General features: G+C 41.3%; 22 protein-coding genes and 1 tRNA gene. 18 read left to right on the plus strand and 5 right to left on the minus strand.

Translation table 11 applies throughout. The features are described from left to right. The first annotated feature begins 17 nt into the window (after positions 1-17). Both hfq and spoVK read left to right on the plus strand, forming a co-directional pair. On the plus strand, positions 18-248 hold the full coding sequence (hfq, locus tag V5M37_RS10095) for an RNA chaperone Hfq (protein ID WP_213116235.1): 231 nt from the start codon (positions 18-20) through the stop codon (positions 246-248). 204 nt (positions 249-452) lie between these two features. After that, positions 453-1403, plus strand: a complete 951-nt coding sequence (gene spoVK / locus V5M37_RS10100; protein WP_423801795.1) for a stage V sporulation protein K — start codon at positions 453-455, stop codon at positions 1401-1403. 141 nt (positions 1404-1544) lie between these two features. Here spoVK and V5M37_RS10105 read toward each other — a convergent pair whose 3' ends face one another. After that, entirely contained in the window at positions 1545-2153 is a 609-nt protein-coding gene (locus V5M37_RS10105; protein WP_213140672.1) for a trimeric intracellular cation channel family protein, read from the minus strand. Positions 2154-2314: 161 nt separating this feature from the next. On the opposite strand from V5M37_RS10105, the gene hflX reads away from it, so the two are divergent. From hflX to glnA, 4 genes are all read left to right on the plus strand, one after another. After that, positions 2315-3571: a GTPase HflX gene (gene hflX / locus V5M37_RS10110; protein ID WP_423801796.1), complete on the plus strand. Its 1257-nt coding sequence runs from the start codon at positions 2315-2317 to the stop codon at positions 3569-3571. A gap of 14 nt (positions 3572-3585) precedes the next feature. Further along, positions 3586-4857 (plus strand): aminotransferase class I/II-fold pyridoxal phosphate-dependent enzyme, encoded by a 1272-nt coding sequence (locus tag V5M37_RS10115; protein WP_423801797.1) that lies wholly within the window; start codon positions 3586-3588, stop codon positions 4855-4857. Positions 4858-5970: 1113 nt separating this feature from the next. Further along, positions 5971-6345 (plus strand): MerR family transcriptional regulator, encoded by a 375-nt coding sequence (locus tag V5M37_RS10120; RefSeq protein WP_213141293.1) that lies wholly within the window; start codon positions 5971-5973, stop codon positions 6343-6345. Positions 6346-6372: 27 nt separating this feature from the next. Further along, positions 6373-7707 carry a type I glutamate--ammonia ligase gene (gene glnA, locus V5M37_RS10125; RefSeq protein ID WP_213140669.1) on the plus strand — a complete coding sequence of 445 codons (1335 nt, stop codon included), beginning with the start codon at positions 6373-6375 and terminating at the stop codon, positions 7705-7707. A 203-nt stretch (positions 7708-7910) separates the two neighbouring features. On the opposite strand, the gene lexA is transcribed toward glnA, so the two are convergent. Further along, complete coding sequence (gene lexA / locus V5M37_RS10130) at positions 7911-8534, minus strand: transcriptional repressor LexA (RefSeq protein WP_423801798.1); 624 nt, start codon at positions 8532-8534, stop codon at positions 7911-7913. A 159-nt stretch (positions 8535-8693) separates the two neighbouring features. On the opposite strand from lexA, the gene yneA reads away from it, so the two are divergent. The 9 genes from yneA to V5M37_RS10175 all read left to right on the plus strand — a co-directional run bounded on the left by yneA (position 8694) and on the right by V5M37_RS10175 (position 17616). Beyond that, entirely contained in the window at positions 8694-9017 is a 324-nt protein-coding gene (gene yneA, locus V5M37_RS10135) for a cell division suppressor protein YneA (protein WP_423801799.1), read from the plus strand. 14 nt (positions 9018-9031) lie between these two features. Further along, a complete protein-coding gene (locus V5M37_RS10140) occupies positions 9032-9679 on the plus strand; it encodes a YneB family resolvase-like protein (protein ID WP_423801800.1) in 648 nt (215 codons plus the stop codon). 82 nt (positions 9680-9761) lie between these two features. Next, a complete protein-coding gene (locus tag V5M37_RS10145; RefSeq protein WP_423801801.1) occupies positions 9762-9992 on the plus strand; it encodes a DUF896 domain-containing protein in 231 nt (76 codons plus the stop codon). A gap of 178 nt (positions 9993-10170) precedes the next feature. Then, a complete protein-coding gene (tkt, locus tag V5M37_RS10150) occupies positions 10171-12177 on the plus strand; it encodes a transketolase (RefSeq protein ID WP_423801802.1) in 2007 nt (668 codons plus the stop codon). A gap of 204 nt (positions 12178-12381) precedes the next feature. After that, complete coding sequence (gene sirA, locus V5M37_RS10155; protein WP_423801803.1) at positions 12382-12822, plus strand: sporulation inhibitor of replication protein SirA; 441 nt, start codon at positions 12382-12384, stop codon at positions 12820-12822. 79 nt (positions 12823-12901) lie between these two features. Next, on the plus strand, positions 12902-13114 hold the full coding sequence (locus V5M37_RS10160) for a YneF family protein (RefSeq protein ID WP_213116217.1): 213 nt from the start codon (positions 12902-12904) through the stop codon (positions 13112-13114). Between the two features lie 425 nt (positions 13115-13539). Continuing rightward, on the plus strand, positions 13540-13740 hold the full coding sequence (locus V5M37_RS10165) for a cold-shock protein (protein WP_213116216.1): 201 nt from the start codon (positions 13540-13542) through the stop codon (positions 13738-13740). A gap of 329 nt (positions 13741-14069) precedes the next feature. Continuing rightward, complete coding sequence (locus V5M37_RS10170; protein WP_423801804.1) at positions 14070-15821, plus strand: ABC transporter transmembrane domain-containing protein; 1752 nt, start codon at positions 14070-14072, stop codon at positions 15819-15821. Between the two features lies 1 nt (position 15822). Beyond that, positions 15823-17616 (plus strand): ABC transporter ATP-binding protein, encoded by a 1794-nt coding sequence (locus V5M37_RS10175; protein WP_423801805.1) that lies wholly within the window; start codon positions 15823-15825, stop codon positions 17614-17616. Between the two features lie 52 nt (positions 17617-17668). Here V5M37_RS10175 and V5M37_RS10180 read toward each other — a convergent pair whose 3' ends face one another. After that, complete coding sequence (locus V5M37_RS10180; RefSeq protein ID WP_423801806.1) at positions 17669-17851, minus strand: Spo0E family sporulation regulatory protein-aspartic acid phosphatase; 183 nt, start codon at positions 17849-17851, stop codon at positions 17669-17671. A gap of 254 nt (positions 17852-18105) precedes the next feature. Here V5M37_RS10180 and V5M37_RS10185 point away from each other — a divergent pair, with 254 nt between their 5' ends. After that, positions 18106-18813 carry a cytochrome c biogenesis CcdA family protein gene (locus V5M37_RS10185; protein ID WP_423801807.1) on the plus strand — a complete coding sequence of 236 codons (708 nt, stop codon included), beginning with the start codon at positions 18106-18108 and terminating at the stop codon, positions 18811-18813. 166 nt (positions 18814-18979) lie between these two features. Further along, positions 18980-19459, plus strand: a complete 480-nt coding sequence (locus V5M37_RS10190; RefSeq protein ID WP_423801808.1) for a CcdC family protein — start codon at positions 18980-18982, stop codon at positions 19457-19459. Positions 19460-19792: 333 nt separating this feature from the next. Here V5M37_RS10190 and V5M37_RS10195 read toward each other — a convergent pair whose 3' ends face one another. Continuing rightward, entirely contained in the window at positions 19793-20224 is a 432-nt protein-coding gene (locus tag V5M37_RS10195; RefSeq protein ID WP_213140657.1) for a DUF2621 domain-containing protein, read from the minus strand. Positions 20225-20466: 242 nt separating this feature from the next. Here V5M37_RS10195 and V5M37_RS10200 point away from each other — a divergent pair. Next, positions 20467-20563: transfer RNA gene (locus tag V5M37_RS10200), tRNA-Sec, on the plus strand. Between the two features lie 117 nt (positions 20564-20680). Here the strand turns inward: V5M37_RS10200 and V5M37_RS10205 are convergent. Next, positions 20681-21817, minus strand: a complete 1137-nt coding sequence (locus V5M37_RS10205; protein WP_423801809.1) for a tyrosine-type recombinase/integrase — start codon at positions 21815-21817, stop codon at positions 20681-20683. Between the last annotated feature and the right edge of the window lie 8 nt (positions 21818-21825).

Raw genomic sequence — 21825 nt, forward strand, 5'->3', positions numbered from 1 at the left:
AGAGGAGGATATACAAAATGAAAACAACCATCAATATTCAGGACCAATTTTTAAACCAATGCAGAAAAGACAATACCAACGTAACGGTATTCCTTTTAAACGGATTCCAATTACGAGGCCAAATCAAGGGCTTCGATAACTTTACGGTTTTGTTTGAATCAGAGGGGAAACAGCAATTGGTTTATAAGCATGCCATTTCAACCTTTGCACCGCAAAGAAATGTGCAGTTGGACTTGGAAAATCAATAAATCTTCACCCGTGGGCCCATACAATTTGGGCTCTTTTTTTATTTTTTTCCAAAAGAAAACTTTTTTAATGAATTTCCCGAACGGTGAATACAAATAGAATGAAGGATTATGATTTTCTTGAAATAACTCACCACAAACAAGAAAGGCATACATTCCTGCAAGCTAATTTACGTATCCTGGTTGCGTTTAGGAGAGGTGAAGGCTTTGGATCAACCGATTCGTATGAAAAGCAATGGCCAAATAAGCGTTTCTCTCAACTCCCAAAAAAGAAAAACAGTAACGAAAACGTTAACTGATTTTCAAGTTGCTCCAAAGGTTATTCCCCCTGAGCATTCCGCCTTAAAGGAAATCGAAGAGGAACTTGGTGCTTTGGTTGGCATGGAAGAAATGAAACGAACGATAAAGGAAATTTATGCATGGATTTATGTCAATAAAAAGCGCGAAGAAATGGGTCTCAAAGCAAAAAAGCAAGCTCTTCATATGATGTTTAAAGGTAATCCGGGAACGGGGAAAACCACAGTCGCACGGCTGATTGGCAAGCTTTTTCAAAAAATGAACGTGCTAACGAAGGGACATTTAATCGAAGCGGAGCGGGCTGACCTCGTAGGGGAGTATATCGGCCATACAGCACAAAAGACGAGGGATTTGGTAAAGAAAGCTCATGGCGGGATATTGTTTATTGATGAAGCTTATTCCTTAGGACGCGGCGGTGAAAAGGATTTTGGCAAAGAGGCGATTGATACTCTCGTCAAGCATATGGAGGATAAACAGCATGAGTTTGTCCTCATTCTAGCCGGCTATTCAAGAGAAATGGATTATTTTCTATCGTTAAATCCAGGGCTCCATTCCCGTTTTCCATTAGTAATCGATTTCCCGGATTACAATATTGGACAATTAATGCAAATCGGGGCGAAAATGCTGGTGGAAAGGGAATATTCGTTAAGCCATGAGGCAGAAAAGAAAATAAAGGATCATTTAATATGGGTGAAGTCTGTCTTAAGTCCCAATCATTTTTCCAACGGGAGATACGTCCGCAACATCATTGAAAAATCGATTCGGGCCCAGGCGATGAGGCTGTTATTGCAAAACAGTTATGACCGGCACGAGTTGATGACGATTCGCAGTAATGACTTGGTGTTTGATGAGGATGCTTAAATGAAAAAAATCGACGAGGGCTATCCCCGTCGATTTTTTTATTGTCTAGCTGCAAAAGTAAAGCTTCGAGAGCATAAACTACGCACGACTAAAAGCGATAGCTTTTAGGAGGAGCGCCTGGTCAAGGCGCTGCAGCTTTTCTTAGTTCATCCGCTGCAAGCCGTGTGTCGGCAGCTTCCAGTCGTATGTGTAAGAAAGGACACGAAGCGCTGTTACGATAATGAACAATGTATACAATTCCCAAGATTGTGTGGCTATTTTAAGCCCGATGAGGAGCCCGGCAAGTATCGCCCAGACTGCATAGATCTCAGAACGCAGCACAATCGGCTTTCTTCTTGCCAATAAATCTCGGATGATACCGCCGCCGCTTCCTGTTAAAACGGCTGCAACAATCACCGCGCTTAGCGGATGATTCATATTTGCTGCGTAAATGGCACCTTGGATAGCAAATGCCGACAGCCCGATGGCATCGGTGAAATTCCCCCACTTTTGCCAGTGTTTTAAAAGATTAGTTGGAAATAAGAATACGGCCGTGATCGATAATATAGCAACCTGAAAAAATAACCCCTGTTCCCAAATAGCTGAAACCGGTACACCTATTAAAAGATTGCGAATCGCCCCACCGCCAAAAGCGGTGACAATCCCCAAAATATAAACTCCTAAAATATCATATTTTTCTTCCATGGCCACAATCGCGCCGCTGACCGCAAAAGCGATCGTGCCAATCATGCTTAATACTTCCCATGTCATTTCGTTCCGCTTCTCTCCGATGTAAATTTCTTTTTATAAACAATAAAAATTTTATCACGATACTCCAAAATTACAATAAAAAAGTATTGGGAAAATTAGAGTATCGGAGTGTTTTTTGTTAAGATGGAAATTAGAGCTTTAACGGAAAGGGAGGATGCCGTTTGGAACAAAAAGAAACAAAGGAAAAAGCCATTCTGGTCGGCTGCCAAATCGATGATGACGACCTAAGGTTTCAATATTCAATGGATGAGTTAGGGTCCTTAACGGAAACGGCGCAAGGAGAAGTATTGGCTTCGCTTGTCCAAAAGAGGGACCGTCTCCATCCAGCAACGTACATAGGTAAAGGAAAAGTGGAAGAATTATCGGCGCTTGTGGCCGAATTGGAGGCTGACCTGGTCATTTTTAATGATGAGCTTTCTCCAAGCCAGAAACGGAATTTAGCTTCCGCAATTGAGGCGCGCATCATTGACCGGACCCAGCTGATTTTAGATATTTTTGCACAAAGAGCCCGTTCAAAGGAAGGTAAGCTTCAGGTAGAGCTTGCCCAGTTACAATATATTCTGCCGCGTTTGGCTGGACAGGGTACGGCATTGTCACGTCTTGGCGGGGGAATCGGAACAAGAGGCCCGGGGGAAACGAAACTGGAGTCAGACCGCCGTCACATCCGCCGCCGTATCGATGACATCAAAGGCCAGCTTTCGGTGGTCGTGCAGCATCGCGAGCGTTACCGCGAACGCAGGAAGAAAAATAAAGCTTTTCAGGTTGCGATTGTCGGTTACACGAATGCCGGGAAATCGACTCTTTTTAATCGGCTTTCCGAGGCGGATTCATATGAAGAAAACCAGTTGTTCGCCACCCTCGACCCGATGACGCGAAAGCTGATTTTGCCAAGCGGCTTCTTGTCTTTAATTACTGACACCGTTGGATTCATCCAGGACTTGCCGACCGCGCTGATCGCGGCATTCCGCTCAACTCTTGAAGAGGTAAAGGAAGCCGACCTGCTGCTTCATGTTGTCGATATGTCGAATCCGGATTATTTCCAGCATGAAAAAACGGTTAATAAACTTCTTGAAGACTTGGATGTCAAAGATATCCCGCAATTGACCGTTTATAATAAACGGGATATCAAGCATCCTGATTTTGTTCCGACCGCTGACACGCCGACAGTGTTCATCAGCGCTTATAACGAAGAAGACCGTCATGCGTTAAAGGTGAAAATCGAGCAGCTTGTCGTGGGCATGATGGAACCATATGAAGTAATGGTGCCTTCTACAGAAGGAAAGCTCTTGTCGCAATTAAAAAATGATACGATTCTCAGGGAACTTACCTTTGATGAAGAAACTCAAGACTACCGCTGCAAAGGGTATTCCCTAAAGGATCATCAAATAACAGGTCAATTACAGAAATTCAATGATTAAAGGGAGTTAACAGCATGTTTCAACACTTGAAAAATGGGGAAAAGCTTCAGCCGATTGTAAAGGAAGTCGAAAAACAAATTGCTGAAGTCCATAAGAGTATAGAGGAACGCATTGAATCCAATCAGTTCCGAGTTTTACAAAGCTTTCAAAAGCACCGGGTAAGTGATTCTCACTTTATTCCTTCTACTGGGTATGGTTACGACGATATCGGCCGCGATACGTTGGAATTAGTGTATGCGGATGTCTTTGGTGGAGAGGCGGGTTTAGTTCGCCCGCAGATTATTTCGGGGACTCATGCCATTTCAATTGCGTTGTTTGGTGTGCTTCGCCCCGGCGATGAGCTATTGTACATTACCGGAAAACCGTATGATACCCTTGAGGAAATCGTCGGAATCCGCGGGAATGGAGTAGGTTCCTTAAAGGAATTTGGAATTTCCTATGACAGCGTTGCATTGACCGATGAAGGCGGGATTGATTGGGAAGGAATCGCTCGAAAAATCAAACCAAATACGAAAATGATTGGCATCCAGCGTTCCAAAGGCTACGCGGTCCGTCCATCGTTTACGGTTGATGAAATTGGTGAAATGATTAGTTTCGTCAAGGAAATCAAGCAGGATGTCGTCGTATTTGTTGATAACTGCTACGGGGAATTTGTAGAAGAGGTGGAGCCTTGCCATGTCGGAGCCGATTTAATGGCAGGCTCCTTGATTAAGAATCCAGGCGGCGGCCTTGCTAAAACCGGCGGCTATATCGTTGGGAAAAAACAGTGGGTAGAAGCCTGTTCTTATCGGATGACTTCTCCGGGAATCGGTGCCGAGGCTGGCGCTTCTCTTTATAGTTTGCAGGAAATGTATCAGGGATTTTTCTTGGCGCCGCATGTGGTCGGGCAGGCACTGAAGGGTGCGGTCTTTACCGCTGCCATGCTAGAGCGGCTGGGGATGAATTCTTCTCCGCGTTGGGATGTGCGCCGGACAGATCTGATCCAATCCGTTCAATTTGATGACCGAGATAAAATGGTCGCCTTTTGCCAGGCTATCCAGTTCGCTTCCCCGGTGAATTCTTATGTGACTCCGCACCCAAGCTACATGCCTGGCTATGAGGATGATGTCATAATGGCAGCAGGTACATTTATTCAGGGTGCAAGCATCGAGTTGACTGCAGACGGCCCAATCCGACCGCCATATGTCGCTTATGTGCAAGGCGGCTTAACCTATGCCCACGTGAAAATGGCTGTATGTTTAGCTTTGGATCATTTGGTTGAGAAAGGGTTACTGGATTTGAAATAGGGGAAATTTGTATGGACTTCTATGAGCCCGAACTCTTAAAAGGATGGCTGGTTGAGTAGCATATAGGACTTCTATGAGCCCGAACGCTTGAAAGGATGGCTGGTTGAGTAGCATATAGGACTTATATGAGCCCGAACTCTTAAAAGGATGGCTGGTTGGGTAGCATATAGGACTTATATGAGCCCGAACTCTTGGTAGGGTGGCTGGTTGGGTAGCATATGGGGCTTATATGACCCCGAACTTTTGAAAGAATGGTTGGAACGGTAGTATATGGGGCTTATATGAGCCCGAACTTTTGAAAAATGGCTGGAACGGTAGCATATGGGGCTTATATGAGCCCGAACACTTGAAGTAGTGGTTGGTTGGGAAGCATATAGGACTTCTATGAGCCCGAATGCTTGAAGGAGTGATTGGTTGGGAAGGATATAGCCTTATCTATGGGCAGGTTTGCGAATTAGGAGGCTTCATAACACCCGAAACAAAGAAGATATTACCAATTCAGTCGTTATGAACGCTTCATAACGCCCGAAGCAAAGAGGAAAATACTAATTCAGTCGTTATGGAGGCCTCATAACGCCCGAAACAAAGAAGATAATACCAGTTCAGTCGTTATGAGCGGCTTCATAACGCCCAAAGCAAAGAGGAAAATACTAATTCAGTCGTTATGGAGGCTTTATAACGCCCGAAGCAAAGAGGGAAATCCCAATTCAGTCGTTATGAGCGGCTTCATAACGCCCGAAGGAAAGAGGAAAATACTAATTCAGTCGTTATGAGCGGCCTCACAACGCCCGAAGCAAAGAGGAAAATACTAATTCAGTCGTTATGGAGGCTTCATAACGCCCGAAGCAAAGATGGAAATCCCAATTCAGTCGTTATGACCGCTCCATAACTCCTCTACCAGAGAAATCCAAGGAGGTTCGGTCGTTATCAATGAATCATCACTCCTCTTGCCAGGTTTTACAGTCAAAAATTACGATTATAAGAAACTATTAAAAAACCATGTTAGATTATCTTACATATCATTGACATATTTCCTAACAGCAAATATAATACAAATATAAATTAGCAAAAGGGAGGAGAAAATTGGTGAGTGGAAAAGAAATTCGCCGATCAATGCCGTTGTTTCCCATCGGTACAGTCATGCAGCTGACCGAACTTACCGCCAGGCAAATTCGCTACTATGAAGAACACCAATTGATATCTCCGGCACGTACGGAGGGAAACAGGCGACTTTACAGCCTAAATGACATTGACAGGCTGTTGGAAATAAAAGACTTAATTGACCAGGGAATCAATATGGCTGGCATTAAGCAGTTATTATTGGTTAAAGAACAGCAAGAGTCGCTGCTTGAACAGCAAGCGAAAAGTGCGAAGCGCGAGGTTACCGATGATGAGCTGAGGAAACTTCTTCGCAATGAACTGATGCATTCAAACAGACTGAATCGTTCGTCATTGAGACAAGGAGATCTTTCACGCTTTTTTCATTAATTTTTAATAAAATTGGAGGAATTGCAAATGCCGAAGTACACAAGAGAAGATATTCAACGCTTGGCTAAAGAAGAAAACGTTAAATTTATCCGCCTTCAGTTTACTGACATTCTTGGAACCATTAAAAACGTGGAAATTCCAATCAGTCAATTAGAAAAGGCGCTTGATAACAAAATGATGTTTGACGGCTCCTCTATTGAAGGATTCGTACGTATTGAAGAATCTGATATGTACCTATATCCAGATTTAAACACTTGGGTAGTATTCCCTTGGACTGCTGAAAAAGGAAAAGTAGCCCGCTTAATCTGTGATATTTACAATTCAAACGGAACACCATTTGCCGGAGACCCGCGCAATAACTTAAAGCGTGTATTAAAGGAAATGGAAGAGCTTGGCTTCACTGACTTCAACCTTGGGCCTGAGCCAGAATTCTTCTTATTTAAATTAGACCAAAAAGGCGAGCCAACTTTGGAATTGAACGACCAAGGCGGATACTTTGACTTAGCTCCAACAGATCTTGGTGAAAACTGCCGCCGTGATATCGTGCTTGAGCTTGAAGAAATGGGCTTCGAAATCGAAGCATCCCACCACGAAGTAGCACCTGGCCAGCACGAAATCGACTTTAAATATGCAGATGCTCTTACAGCATGTGACCAAATCCAGACTTTCAAGCTAGTTGTAAAAACAATTGCCCGCAAGCACGGCTTGCATGCAACCTTCATGCCAAAGCCATTATTCGGCGTGAACGGTTCCGGAATGCACTGTAACGTTTCCTTATTCAATAATGGTCAAAATGCATTCTTTGAGCCAACAGGTGACCTGCAAATGAGCGATACTGCACGTCAATTTATCGCTGGTGTACTAAAGCATGCACCATATTTCACAGCAGTTACCAACCCAACTGTTAACTCTTATAAGCGTTTGGTTCCAGGTTACGAGGCACCTTGTTATGTAGCGTGGTCTGCACAAAACCGTTCACCGCTTGTTCGTATCCCTGCTTCCCGCGGCTTGAGCACACGGATTGAGGTTCGCAGCGTGGACCCTGCAGCAAACCCATACCTAGCCTTGGCTGTCATTTTAAAAGCAGGTCTAGATGGAATCAAAAACAATTTAACTCCTCCAGCACCAGTTGACCGTAACATCTATGTGATGACGAAGGAAGAAAGAATCGAAGAAGGCATCATCGATCTTCCAGCAACATTGGCAGCAGCACTTGAGCTATTGAAATCAAATGAAGTTATCGTTTCTGGCTTAGGTGAGCATATCTTCGAACACTTTGTGGAAGCTAAAGAGATTGAATGGGATATGTTCCGCACCGTCGTTCACCCTTGGGAACGCGAACAATATATGAGCATGTATTAATATGATGAAAACCCCTGACGCTAGGCGTTAGGGGTTTTTTGCTATTTTTTCGTTCGAGAGTGGGAAAGATAAAAAAGTGAGAGCGTTTAATCTTAACTTTTGGGGGAGGGGTAGGAGCCTATCCATTCAAAGTTAAAAAGGTAATCCAATTAAATAAAAAAAGCCCAATCAAAATAAAGATTGGACTCCGGGAAATCTATCAACTAATGAATCTGTCGATAAACCCCAATTACTTTCCCCAAAATGGTTACATTGTTTAAAATGATTGGATCCATCGTAGAGTTTTCCGGCTGCAGGCGGATGTAGTCTTTCTCCTTGAAGAATCTCTTACAGGTAGCCTCGTCTTCTTCGGTCATCGCAACAACGATATCCCCGTTGTTCGCAGACGGCTGCTGCTTTACAATAACGTAATCTCCGTCAAGAATCCCTGCTTCAATCATACTTTCTCCCATGATTTCAAGCATAAAGACATTCTCGCTAGAAGGGGCAAGTCTTTCAGGAAGAGGAAAATATTCCTCAACATTTTCAATGGCCGTAATCGGCAGTCCGGCAGTAACTTTACCGACAACTGGGACATTTACAACATGGTTTCGAGGGATATGAGAAGCTTCATCTGCTTCCAGGATTTCGATAGCCCTTGGTTTTGTTGGGTCCCGTCTAATTAAACCCTTGCTTTCTAATCTGGCTAAATGCCCATGTACAGTAGAACTCGATGCCAGTCCGACTGCTTCGCCAATTTCCCGAACAGATGGCGGATATCCCTTTGTTTTCACTTCTCCTTTTATGAAATCAAGGATATCCTGCTGCCGCTTTGATACTTTTACCATGATAAATTACACCTCGCCTGGTTAATGTTGTCTTTATTATAACATGTTCGCATAATTTATACAAACATAAGTTCGAATAAAGCTTGACAACAAACAAACGTTCGGATTATAATCAAATCAAATAAAACGAACATACATTCTAATCAGGGGTGTTTTTTAATGAAAAAAATATGGAACCAATACTCGTACGCTATTATTCTTCTATTATTAAGCTGCACATTAGCATTTGTATTAGCATTTCAGCAAAGTCCGAAAAATCAGGATAAATATTTGAAAGTGACTGTAACAGACGGAGACACACTATGGGAAATTTCCCAAAAGTATGCAGGCGAGCATTCATTATCGAACAAGGAATTCGTCAACTGGGTGAAAAAACATAATCGGGATGTTGGTGATGAGATTTTTCCAGGTGAAGAAATTTTAATTCCGGTTAGTAATGAAACTCCCCCAGAAAGGGAATTAGCAAGTGCATTAGAGAAATAGGAAGGACCTAAAAAATGAACGCAATCATATACTGCCGCGTAAGCACGAATAAGGAAACGCAGGAAACATCATTGAGACGCCAGGAAGACGAGCTTGTCCAGCTGGCCAATCGATATCAATTCCATATCGATTCAATTATTAAAGAGCAGGCGAGCGGCTATGATTTCGACAGAGATGGTATCCTGCAGCTTTTAGAACGCATTAAAGATAAACAAGTCCAAGCTGTCCTGATCCAGGATGAAACAAGGCTCGGCCGAGGGAATGCCAAGATCGCCATCCTGCATTGCATTTTAAAAGAAGGAATTAAACTATACAGCATTTCGCATAATGGTGAATTGCAGCTTTCCGAATCGGATTCAATGGTTCTAAAAATCGTCAGCATGGTGGAAGAGTACCAGCGCAAGCTTCATAATGTAAAAATAAAACGAGGCATGAAGCGGGCAGTTGAACAAGGCTACAAGCCGGAAAAAAATTTAAAGAATCTAGGCGAGCATTCGGGCCGGGATAAAATTGAAGTTCCGGTTCAAGAAATAGTCAGGTTGAGAAAGAATGGCCTGACCTTTTCAGAAATTGCCGCAACATTAAGAGGCTTTGGTTATAACATTTCGAAAGCCACTGTACATAGAAGATACCAGGAATTCATTGAAGAGCAGGAGGATTAAACCTTCATCCTTGCCAGGTGGTTTCTTTTCTAGTACAATCTTGTCTTAATGTTAGCAGTTTTTTGGAAAGGAATGTACTTGAATGCTATCCAAGGAAAAAATGGCCAGAATCAATGAATTGGCAAGGAAAAAGAAAGCGACGGGTTTAACAGAAAAGGAAGCAAAAGAGCAGTCTTCACTTAGAAGTGAATATTTATCTGCTTTTCGGTCGCAAATGCTGGATACCCTGACAAATACAAAAATAATTGATCCACTTGGGAATGACGTTACACCTGAGAAAATAAAAATCAGGAAAAAAAATAATCTTCATTAATGCATCTGGGAATACAATTTATTTGTATTCCTTTTTACATATACTGCGCTTACATGTGTCAAAATAAATAATAAAGTGAATTTTGCTACAAAATAAGTAGTAATTTGTTGAATAAAAATCCACAGCACTATAATATTAAAGTTGTTTGTATTTTCCGAAGAAGGAAGGTTGTAAAAAGATGTTTAACACAATTGATGATTTATCTGTCACCACGATTCGTACGCTTTCAATTGATGCTATTGAGAAAGCAAACTCTGGACACCCTGGAATGCCGATGGGTGCCGCTCCAATGACCTATACATTATGGACAAGATTTATGAACCACAACCCAAAAAATCCTCATTGGTTCAACCGTGACCGTTTCGTATTGTCTGCAGGTCATGGCTCTGCATTGCTATACAGCATGCTTCATTTATCCGGCTATAATTTATCCATGGATGATTTAAAGCAATTCCGTCAATGGGGAAGCAAAACTCCAGGACATCCTGAGTATGGCCATACTGAGGGAGTAGAAGCAACGACTGGTCCACTTGGTCAAGGTATTGCAATGGCAGTGGGAATGGCTATGGCAGAACGTCATGTTGCTAGCGTTTATAACAAAGACAAATATGAACTTGTGAATCATTTTACATACAGCGTTTGTGGAGACGGCGACTTAATGGAAGGCGTATCTGCTGAGGCTGCATCACTTGCCGGCCACTTAAAGTTAGGCCGTTTAGTCGTATTATATGATTCAAATGATATTTCCTTGGACGGAGACTTGAATAAATCTTTCTCTGAAAGTGTGAAGGACCGCTTCCAATCTTACGGATGGCAATATATTCGCGTTGAAGACGGCAACAATTTCGAAGAAATCGCTAAAGCACTTGAAGAAGCAAGAAATGATTTAGACAGACCAACCATGATTGAAGTAAGAACAGTGATCGGTTACGGTTCACCTAACCGTGCCGGCACATCTGGTGTTCATGGCTCACCACTGGGTGCAAATGAGTTAAAGCTTACCAAAGAAGCTTATAAGTGGACTTTCGAGGAAGACTTCCATGTTCCACAAGAAGTTTACGACAACTTCCAAAAGCTAATCGTTGAAAATGGTGAGAAAAAAGAAAAAGAGTGGAACGACATGTTCGCTCAGTATAAAAACGAATATCCAGAGTTGGCAAGCCAGCTAGAACAAGCATTAAATCATGAACTTCCTGAAGGCTGGGATAAGGATGTTCCGGTTTACACTGAAGGCAAGGGGCTTGCAACTCGTGCTTCTTCAGGTGAAGCGTTAAATGGCATTGCGAAGAACCTGCCGATTTTAATTGGCGGTTCTGCTGACCTTGCTGGTTCTAACAAAACAATGCTTAAAGGGACAACTGACTTCATGCCAGGCGCTTATGAAGGCCGCAACATCTGGTTCGGTGTCCGTGAATTTGCAATGGGCGCTGCCATGAATGGTATTGCCCTGCATGGCGGGGTTAAAGTTTTTGGAGGAACATTCTTTGTATTCTCTGATTATCTTCGTCCGGCAATTCGCCTTGCCGCATTAATGGGTCTTCCTGTTACCTATGTATTTACACACGACAGTATCGCCGTTGGGGAAGATGGACCAACTCACGAACCAATCGAGCAGCTTGCGGCATTACGCGCAATGCCAGGTCTATCACTCATCCGTCCTGCTGATGCCAATGAAACAGCAGCAGCGTGGAAGCTTGCAGTTGAATCAACAAACAAGCCGACAGCTCTAGTATTAACTCGTCAGGACTTACCAACATTAAAAGACACAGATAAAAACGCATATGATGGAGTTTCTAAAGGAGCATATGTTGTTTCCCCAGCAGGAAATAATACTCCAGATGCCCTATTGCTAGCCGCTGGATCCGAAGTAAGCCTTGCAGTGGAAGCACAGAAAGCACTTGCTGGAGAAGGAATCCAGGTTTCTGTTGTCAGCATGCCTTCATGGGATCGCTTCGAACAGCAATCTCAAGAATACAAAGAGTCTGTTCTTCCAAAGAGCGTGAAGAAGCGTCTTGCTCTGGAAGTGGGAGCATCTTTCGGCTGGCACAAATATGCTGGTGATGAAGGTGACGTATTAGCCATTGATCATTTTGGAGCATCTGCGCCAGGTGAAAAAATCATGGAAGAGTTCGGATTTAGTGTGCCAAACGTCGTTGCTCGTGTGAAAGCACTTTTACAAAAATAATCAAATGACGAGGGAGAGCGGAAATTTCGCTCTCTCTTTTTTATATGTAGGAAATCCGTCAGCTTCTATCGAAATAAATAACTGATATAGCACTCAAATTGCAAATCGACAAAATTAGTGAAAGTTTTTGCCGCGATAAGACAAATGTTTCCTGAGCGATTCTTTATAATAGATAAAAGGATTGTCAGCGGAGGAGAGGTTGGAATGAGGAAATATCAGCTTTATTTAATAGAAGATGAATTTGCCACCCATTACTTCGGACGAGAACGGTTGTTTTTTCAACTATTCCAAGAACATCAGCACGCACGGGGCGAGCTTCAATTTATTACAAAAAAACAAGTTGCCTATATAACAAAGAAAATAGAAGTATTAAAAATCCACCAGCTGATTCAAAGACAGCTTGGAAAAATAAAAGGCTTTAAAGCAGACCATGGTGCATATACAATCGATCTTAGTGGAAAAATAAGTAGGGCAAAATTGGAAGTCTACCAGGATTTAATCTCGCTGGAGGCACATGGAAGCTATGAAGCGGAGACAGCGTTTTTTGAAGTGCTGAGAAAGTGTGAATCCTCCTTTTTGGCAATTGACCTAGAACATGAGCGGTTTGGCTGGTTAAAGCCAATTAAAGAAAGAAAATATGTCTAATTAAAATCGAATATTGTCTAATTTCGTTTTATTTAGTACACTGTTGTATGGTAGACAACATGAAGGAGGAAATTATTATATGATGTACGTTCTAGTTGGTATACTAGCACTTGTCGCTGGTGTAGCACTAGGATTTTTCATTGCTCGCCGTTATATGATGAGCTATTTAAAGAAAAATCCGCCAATCAATGAGCAAATGCTTAAAACCATGATGATGCAAATGGGTATGAAGCCTTCACAAAAGAAGATCAACCAAATGATGCAAGCCATGAATAAGCAAACTGGCAAATAACACGTTGATATATCAAGGTTTGTCAGATGGTTGAGAGCATTTTTAAGAATAGGATAAGTTAACGACTTAATCCTTCATCACAAATTCTTTTAAAAATGCTTAATCCTTCAATATTTCAACACAAAACCACTTTTCTATTTGGAAGCTTAACCAATGGAAGGTGGTTTTTTTGTTATTAGAGGATGTAATTAAAGTCTTCGAAACAAGTTAAGAAGGTTCTTAATATTTAAATGGTTTTTTTTACAAACTGGCTTTTTATTTTACTTTTTAGATGCTTGCTTTTGTTATCGAAGCGTGTTACACTAGTAAAGAATTATTTTTGTTCGGTGTAAAGGATAGTATAAGGAAAACTTTTCGTCTTGATGATCACTGAGAGCAAGGATAGTATTACATTGTGTGTTTACACATTTCAGGAGGCAACAAAAATGGAAAACGGTAAAGTAAAATGGTTTAACAGCGAAAAAGGTTTCGGATTCATCGAGCGCGAAGGTGGAGACGATGTATTCGTTCATTTCTCAGCTATCCAAGGCGAAGGTTTCAAAACTTTAGAAGAAGGTCAAGCAGTAACTTTCGATGTTGAGCAAGGACAACGCGGACCTCAAGCAGCTAACGTTCGTAAAGCTTAATTAAACCAAAAACAAAACAGGCTCTGTAAAGGGTCTGTTTTTTTTATGCATAAAAAAAACCCCTATTCACGAATGAATAGGGTCATGAAAACAGTAAATCAAATGGTAAACCAAGTGTAACATATAATCTTGAAATTACCTAGTTTTTTCGGAAATTTGTTAATAAGTACACTCATCATAGCGTTGAGTGTCTTTTTTATTGCGTTAAAGCGTTAATTTCTTAATCTTCCTTATTTTAGAAAAATTTGATAAAATAAATCTTCGTCAAGCTAAATATTTTTTACCAGTAATGAACGGTACATGATTTTAATCCGTTTGGGGGAGGTCATATGAAGGTTTTTTTAGAGCTGGGCTGGTTTTTTAAACAAGAGAAAAAAGCATACATATCAGGGGTTTTCTTTTTACTAGTGGTGGCTTTGCTGCAGCTGGTTCCGCCTAAAGTCATTGGAATTGTGGCTGACCATATAAATGAAGGGACGATGACGAAAGGACAACTTACGGAGTGGGTTTTTGTACTTGTTGCTGTCGGACTTGCTACCTACATCCTTAGATACTATTGGCGGATCATGATTTTCGGATCCTCAGTAAAGCTAAGCAAAATTTTAAGAAATCGTTTATATCATCATTTTACAAAAATGTCCCCTGCCTTTTATCAAAAAAGCAGGATAGGGGATTTAATGGCACATGCGACCAATGACCTTCAGGCTATTCAGCAGACAGCAGGGGCGGGGGTTTTGACTTTAGTAGATTCATTGTCAACCGGCGGTTTTGTTATTCTGACAATGGCCTTAACAATCAGCTGGAAATTAACGCTCATTTGTTTAATCCCGCTGCCGATTATGGCAATGCTGACAAGCTGGTTTGGGACTATGCTGCACAGAAGCTTTCATAAAGCCCAGGAAGCTTTTTCATCCTTAAATGATAAAACGCAGGAAAGCATTACTGGAATAAAGGTCATCAAGACATTCGGCCAGGAACAAGAGGATATTGAAGACTTCAGAAAACAATCAGATGATGTCGTTCAGAAAAATATCGTCGTCGCCAAAATTGATTCCCTCTATGATCCGACTATTTCCATCATCGTCGGAATTTCCTTTTTCCTATCCATTGTATTCGGTGCCAAGTATGTGCTGAATGGCGAGTTGACGATTGGTGAATTAATATCTTTTACTACCTATTTAGGTTTATTAATCTGGCCGATGCTGGCATTCGGATGGCTATTTAACATTGTGGAGCGGGGCCGGGCTTCCTATGACCGTGTTGCAAAGCTCCTTGGCGAAAAGGTCGAAATTACCGATCATGAACAAGCAACGGAGATGGTACCATGTGATGATGTAGAGTATCGAATCCATGAATTTACGTATCCAGGTGAATTGCAGCCCATTCTTAAAGATATACAGTTTAGATTAAACAAAGGGGAAACTTTAGGGATTGTTGGAAAAACTGGCGCGGGTAAAACAACTCTATTAAAACTGCTGATTCGCGAGTTTGAAGGATACAAAGGGGAAATCCTCTTTGGCGGTGCGGCTCTACAGGATTATAAACTGGAAAAATTAAGAGAAGCGATTGGTTATGTACCGCAGGATCACTTCTTGTTCTCTGCTACAGTTGGTGAGAACATTGCCTTCACGAATCCATCAGCGCACCGTGAAGAAATTGAAATGGCAGCTAAATTAGCCAATATCCATGAAGATATTCTCCAGTTTACGGACGGATATAGGACAATTGTCGGTGAGAGGGGAGTATCGTTATCAGGCGGGCAAAAACAGAGAATTTCGATTGCCCGGGCACTCCTGATGAATCCGGAACTGCTGGTGCTTGATGATTCCTTATCGGCCGTTGATGCGAAAACGGAGGAAGCAATCCTTTCAGCGCTTAAGGAAAATCGTGAAGGGAAGACAACCATCATTACCTCCCACCGATTAAGCGCCATTCAGCACGCCAACCTTATCCTGGTTTTAGAAGATGGAAAAGTCATTGAACGAGGCACACATGAGGAATTGATGGAGCAGAACGGCTGGTATAAGGAAATGTATTTACACCAGCAGCTAGAAGAGCTGGTTGAGCATGGGGGACATTAATATGGAAGAAAAAGTTCAATTATCGGAACGCGAACAAAGAACAGTCTTATTCCGTCTCCTTTCCTATACAAAACCACATAAAAAGACGATAACGCTCGCCTTTGTCCTGCTGCTGTTAACAACAGTGGGGGATATTGTTCTGCCGATTCTCGTCAAAATCTTCCTGGACGATTATTTGACACCGGGGAATCTGGAGTTTAAGCCATTATTGCTGCTTGGCTCTTTGTATATGGGAATCCAGATCGTGAAAGCGATTCTCTTATTTTTTCAATTGGTAAAATTTCAGGAGATAGCGTTATATATCATTCAGCAGCTCAGAATCGATGTTTTTTCAAAAGTGCAAGCATTGGGATTGAAGTATTTTGATAAAACACCGGCGGGGAGTATTGTCTCACGGGTTACCAATGATACGGAAGCGATTAAAGAGATGTTTGTCACGGTGCTGGCAACTTTTATTCAGAGCGGGTTTTTGCTTTTGGGTATTTTCATCGCGATGTTCATCCTAAACGTGAAGCTAGCCTTGATGTGTGTGATTATTATTCCGATTCTTATTTTTGTCATGGCTCTATACAGAAAGATGAGCTCGCGATTTTATTTGGATATGCGGGAGCGGCTCAGCCAGTTGAATGCCAAATTGAGCGAATCACTTCAGGGTATGGCTATTATACAGGTCTTTCGGCAAGAGAAGCGCCTGCGAAATGAATTTGGAGAAATCAATGAAAAGCACTATAACGCGGGAATGAAAAATATTAAAATAGACGGCCTGCTGTTAAGGCCTGCTATTGATTTAATTTATATTTTTGCCTTAATCATCGTGTTAAGTTACTTTGGGATTACTTCCTTAGATACTAGTGTGAAAATTGGTGTCATATACGCCTTTATCAATTATCTGGATCGTTTCTTTGAACCGGTGAATCAGATGATGATGCGCCTGTCATTATATCAGCAGGCGATAGTGGCCGGCTCACGGGTATTTAAATTGCTCGATGAAGACAGTTTGGCACCTGCCCAGAAAGAGGAAGGTGCAAGCCAGATTGAAAAAGGAAAAGTAGAATTTAAGAATGTGAGTTTTTCCTATGACGGAAAACGCGATGTCTTAAAAAATATTTCCTTTGCTGCTAATCCAGGTGAGACGGTTGCGTTAGTGGGGCATACGGGAAGCGGGAAAAGCTCTATCATCAATCTAATGATGCGGTTTTACGAATTTGACCGCGGCGAGATCTTAGTCGACGGGGAATCCATCCGCAACTATTCAAAGGTTGAGATACGCAAGAAGCTAGGCCTTGTCCTTCAGGATCCGTTCTTGTTTTACGGGACGGTAAAGGATAATATTCGTCTTCATAATACCGACTTGACTGACGAGCAAATTGAAGAAGCTGCCCGGTTTGTTCAGGCCAATACGTTTATTGAAAAGCTTGAGGATGGCTATCAGCATAAGGTGGTCGAGCGAGGCGCCACTTTCTCAAGTGGACAGCGGCAGTTAATTGCCTTTGCAAGAACGATTGCGGCGAATCCGAAAGTTTTGGTTCTTGACGAAGCGACTGCCAATATTGATACAGAGACGGAGGAAGCGATCCAGACGGCCCTTGCAAAAATGCGTAAAGGCCGGACTACCATCGCGATTGCTCACCGTCTTTCAACGATTCAGGATGCCGATTTAATCCTAGTTCTGCATCAAGGCGAAATTGTAGAGCGCGGGAACCATCAGGAGCTTCTGGCGCAAAGGGGACTCTATCATAAAATGTTCCTGCTGCAAAACGGGTTGGAAGAAAAAATGGAGGATGTCATCAACTAGAAGTGATACAAATAAAAGAAGCCTGGGCTGCCAGGCTTCTTTGTTTGTATGGTTATTGAGCAACGAACGATGACGAGATTTTTGTTATATATGCTCTATTGTATTCATTTATTAAAAGGTCAAGCTCCTGACTGTAGCGAATGGCAATGGAGGAGGTTAAGCCGTTTTTGGTCGCAACTTTATAAAGTTCAGCACGTTTTTTTTCAATTAAAGTAACAATATCTTGTTTAACCACGGCTGATTTCCTTTCTGGAAAGATCCCAAAATTTTACTTAAAGGTCTGACATCTAATCTATTAAATGGAAACTGTTTTACTAGTATAACCTAAGTTGTAAATTATTTCAAAGATAATTTGTAAATAAATATCCATCTATAATGGCGATATTTGCTTAGTTCAATGATAGACACAAAATATTCATGATAATCATTATCTTTTAGCCTTAAGTTTTGTTAGAATGAAAGGGTATCGACTATGGTAGGAGTGTTAATATGGCAGATGTAAATTTACTTTTAGCGCTGGGGGCAGGTTTTTTAAGCTTTATTTCTCCATGCTGCTTACCGCTTTATCCTGCGTTCTTATCGTATATTACGGGGATGTCAGTGGGTGAATTAAAAAGCGAAAATGCGATGCTGACGAAACGGAGCCTTTTACATACATTGTTTTTCCTGATTGGTTTTTCCGTTATTTTTATTGCGATTGGTTTTGGTACATCATTCGTTGGCAGCTTCTTTCAGGAATACAAGGATTTAATCCGGCAGCTAGGCGCCATATTTATCGTTTTCTTCGGATTAGTCATTGTCGGCATTTTAAATCCCGAATTTTTGATGAGGGACCGCCGGTTTGAATTTAAAAACCGTCCATCCGGTTATATTGGCTCGATTTTAATTGGGATGGCGTTCGCAGCAGGGTGGACTCCTTGTACTGGTCCGATTCTCTCATCGGTTATTCTGCTTGCCGCGTCCAATCCAGGCTCAGGCGTTTTATACATGACAGCCTATTCGCTTGGCTTTGCGATTCCGTTCTTCATTTTATCATTCTTTGTCGGCCGGATGAATTGGATCAAGAAACACAGCGTTAAAATTATGAAAATAGGCGGCTATATCATGATTGTCATGGGAATTATGCTGTTCTTTGACTGGATGACAAAAATTATTCAATTTCTTTCTCCATTGTTTGGCGGATTTACTGGATTCTAAGACTTTTTAAAACCATTTTCGTTTATTCGAAAAATGGTTTCCTTTTTTTGTATTGGTTTCCTTGTGCATTCAATTTTTCCACGAGGATAACAGTAAAAATCTTTATCCATTTTCATAAATATGAAGTATAATGGGTAAGTAAATTATAGGGTAAGGAATGAATCCAATGAATTACGTTCTTATTTCAACAATCGGTGCCGTTTTTATGGGCACTTTAGCATTTTTTGTACGGATGAAAGCAGCCGCAAAGCCAACCAGTGTAAAAAAGATTATCTTACCGCCAGTATTTATGTCGAGTGGGGCATTAATGTATGTAGTTCCGCAATTCAGATTAACGCCAATGGAAATACTCGAAGCTGTGGTGGTGGGGATGTTTTTCTCAATATTCCTCATTAAAACATCGAAGTTCGAGATTCGTGACAATGATATATATTTGAAGAGGTCAAAAGCGTTTGTATTTATATTAGTCGGGCTGTTATTGATTCGGATCGTATTGAAATCCATCTTAAGCAGCACGATTGATGTCGGCCAATTAAGCGGCATGTTCTTCCTGCTGGCATTTAGCATGATTGTGCCGTGGCGTGTTGCGATGTATCGGTCTTATAAGAAGCTTTATAAAGAGTTGCATGGGATAAAATTGTTGTAGTTTATGGAACACTGGCTTTTATGGGCCGGTGTTTTTCTATTTTAATAGCGGTCTTCGGGCCTAAAAAGATGAAAGTGCTAAGGAAGGGCCACCTAGGAAAGTTCTAGGCACCTGAAAAGGATGAATGTGTGAAGGAACGGTTACGTAGAAAGGTTCTACGTGCCCGAAAAGGGTAAAGGAGCCAAGGAAAGGTCACGTAGGAAAGTTCTACGTACCCGAAATGGATGATTGTGTGAAGAAAAGGCCTCGTAGAAGGGTTCTTCATGTCTGAAAAGGTAAATGTGGTCGGAAATGGTTACGTATAAAAACAAAAAAACCGTTCCTAAGAACGGCCTAAAATAAATGCTCATATGGAGCAACATCGATTTTATTCTCAAATAACTTTTTCCGTAAAAACTTGTGATCCCGTTTAGGAGTAGCTTGGATATAGCCGCGGATGACCAATTCTTCAGTTATCCTTGGAGCCTTTTCATTAAGGGCAATCTCGCCGATTTTCCCCGCAATTTTGTGCCGTGCTACATCACGGAATAATTCCGGAACAGGGCTGACTAAATCCTCAAGCAAAGCTTTTTCATCAGGTCCCCATAAATGTCGGGATTCATTAACGTAATGCTCCTCCCAATCCATAACTGATTTCCCATCTTCTTTTGGCATCTTTTTTAAGAACTTTCGAAACATAAAATATCCACCAATAGAAAATGACCCTATTAAAAAAAATGTCCAAAAAAGGATAAACCACAAAAACCAACCTTGAAGTTGAAACATGTTATTTCACCTACATAAACGTTATATTCAACCTTCATTATAGTCGGTTTTTAAGGGAATTGACAAGTTATCTTAAAACGCCGATAATGGAAAAGTCTATTTGATAAGGTATTTGTTAAAGTTCCTTCTATTAAAAAAGTTGTCGAAAAAATGACAAAGAGGTTCAATTTATTGATTAATACTATATTTCAATGTAATATAGTGTTACGAACAAGGTAATTAAACAAGATTACTTATAATACGGGGATGGATGGGGTACTGGTGTCCTCCACAGTCTTCAAAACTGCTTGAGACCTGCGTGCCAGGTCTGGTGGGTTCGATTCCCACGCATTCCCGCCAAACTAATTATACCAAGGGTTCTGGTGAATTTTTCTTGTACATAGACCAGTGGGCACTCGGCCTTTTTTTATTGTCGGGTGCCCAAAAGGTGCCATAACATATTTGGTGCCACCCACTTTAATCAAGCAATTCATCTAACGATTCGACTGCTAATCCTTCTAGTGAATCTGTTAGGTGAGAATAGGTATCCAGTGTTATCCCAATTTTGGAGTGTCCTAAGCGGTCGCTAACAATCTTTGGATGGATATTTGCCGAAAGCAAAACGCTTGCGTGAGAATGACGTAGATCGTGAAACCTAATATCCGGAAGGCCTGCTGCCTTTAACACTCTTTTAAGTGCCCTGGTAATTTCTGATGGAGCCATTATGTTTCCTTTCGAGTTGCAAAAGACCAAATTATGAGGATTGTATGTTTTTCCAAGATCTTTTTTTAGATTAACGTACTCATCTTTGAGTTCTTTCAGTAACTTTGAAAGTTCCGCTGTTAATTTTAAACCTCTTGGTTTCTTCCCTTTTGGAATAGGATTGAAAAAGTATTTTCCGTTTGCTTCCGTAATAGTCTGGGTAATATAAAGCTTATTAGAAGTAAAATCAACGTTTTGCCAGTTCAACCCCATTAGTTCACTCTTACGCATTCCGGTGTGGGCAGCACCATAAATGACTGGAAAATAAGTTGGTGATTTTCCTTTTGCTGTCTTGAATAATAGGTTAAGTTGCTCAACATTAAGAGTTTTCATTTCAGATTTTACCGGTTTAGGGGGTTTTGCCCCTTTTGCAACGTTTTTATTTATGAACTCCCAATCAACTGCATCATTTAAGGCTTTCGATAAGAGTCGATGGTGATGTAATACAGATTGTGCTGATAAGCCCTCGAGTTTTTCTTTATAATAGGATTGAAGTTGAGTGCTTTTTAATTTATATAGCAAAATGTGGCCCAAAGATGGTTGAAGATGTTTTTTGATGATCTTTTCATACTCTGCAAACGTTTTTGGTTTTGTGTTGGTTTCTGCATAGTTTTCAAGCCAGTAAATTAAGTACTCACTTAAAGACATATTACTTTCTTCAAAGTTTTCGCTATTACTAATTTCAAGCATTAGCTTTTTCATCGCTTCCTTTGCTTCTCCAAGCTTTTTAAATCCTTTTCTTACTATTCTCTTTCGTTTCCCGTCCACTCCTTTTCCATTTTCTAAAACAAAATAATATGTTCCACTTTTATCATCTTTTTTAGGGTAGCCAGCCATTTTTTTCTCCTCCATTGATTAGC

The organism is Neobacillus sp. SAB-20_R2A (genome assembly GCF_049568635.1).
Taxonomy (GTDB): domain Bacteria; phylum Bacillota; class Bacilli; order Bacillales; family Cytobacillaceae; genus Neobacillus; species Neobacillus citreus.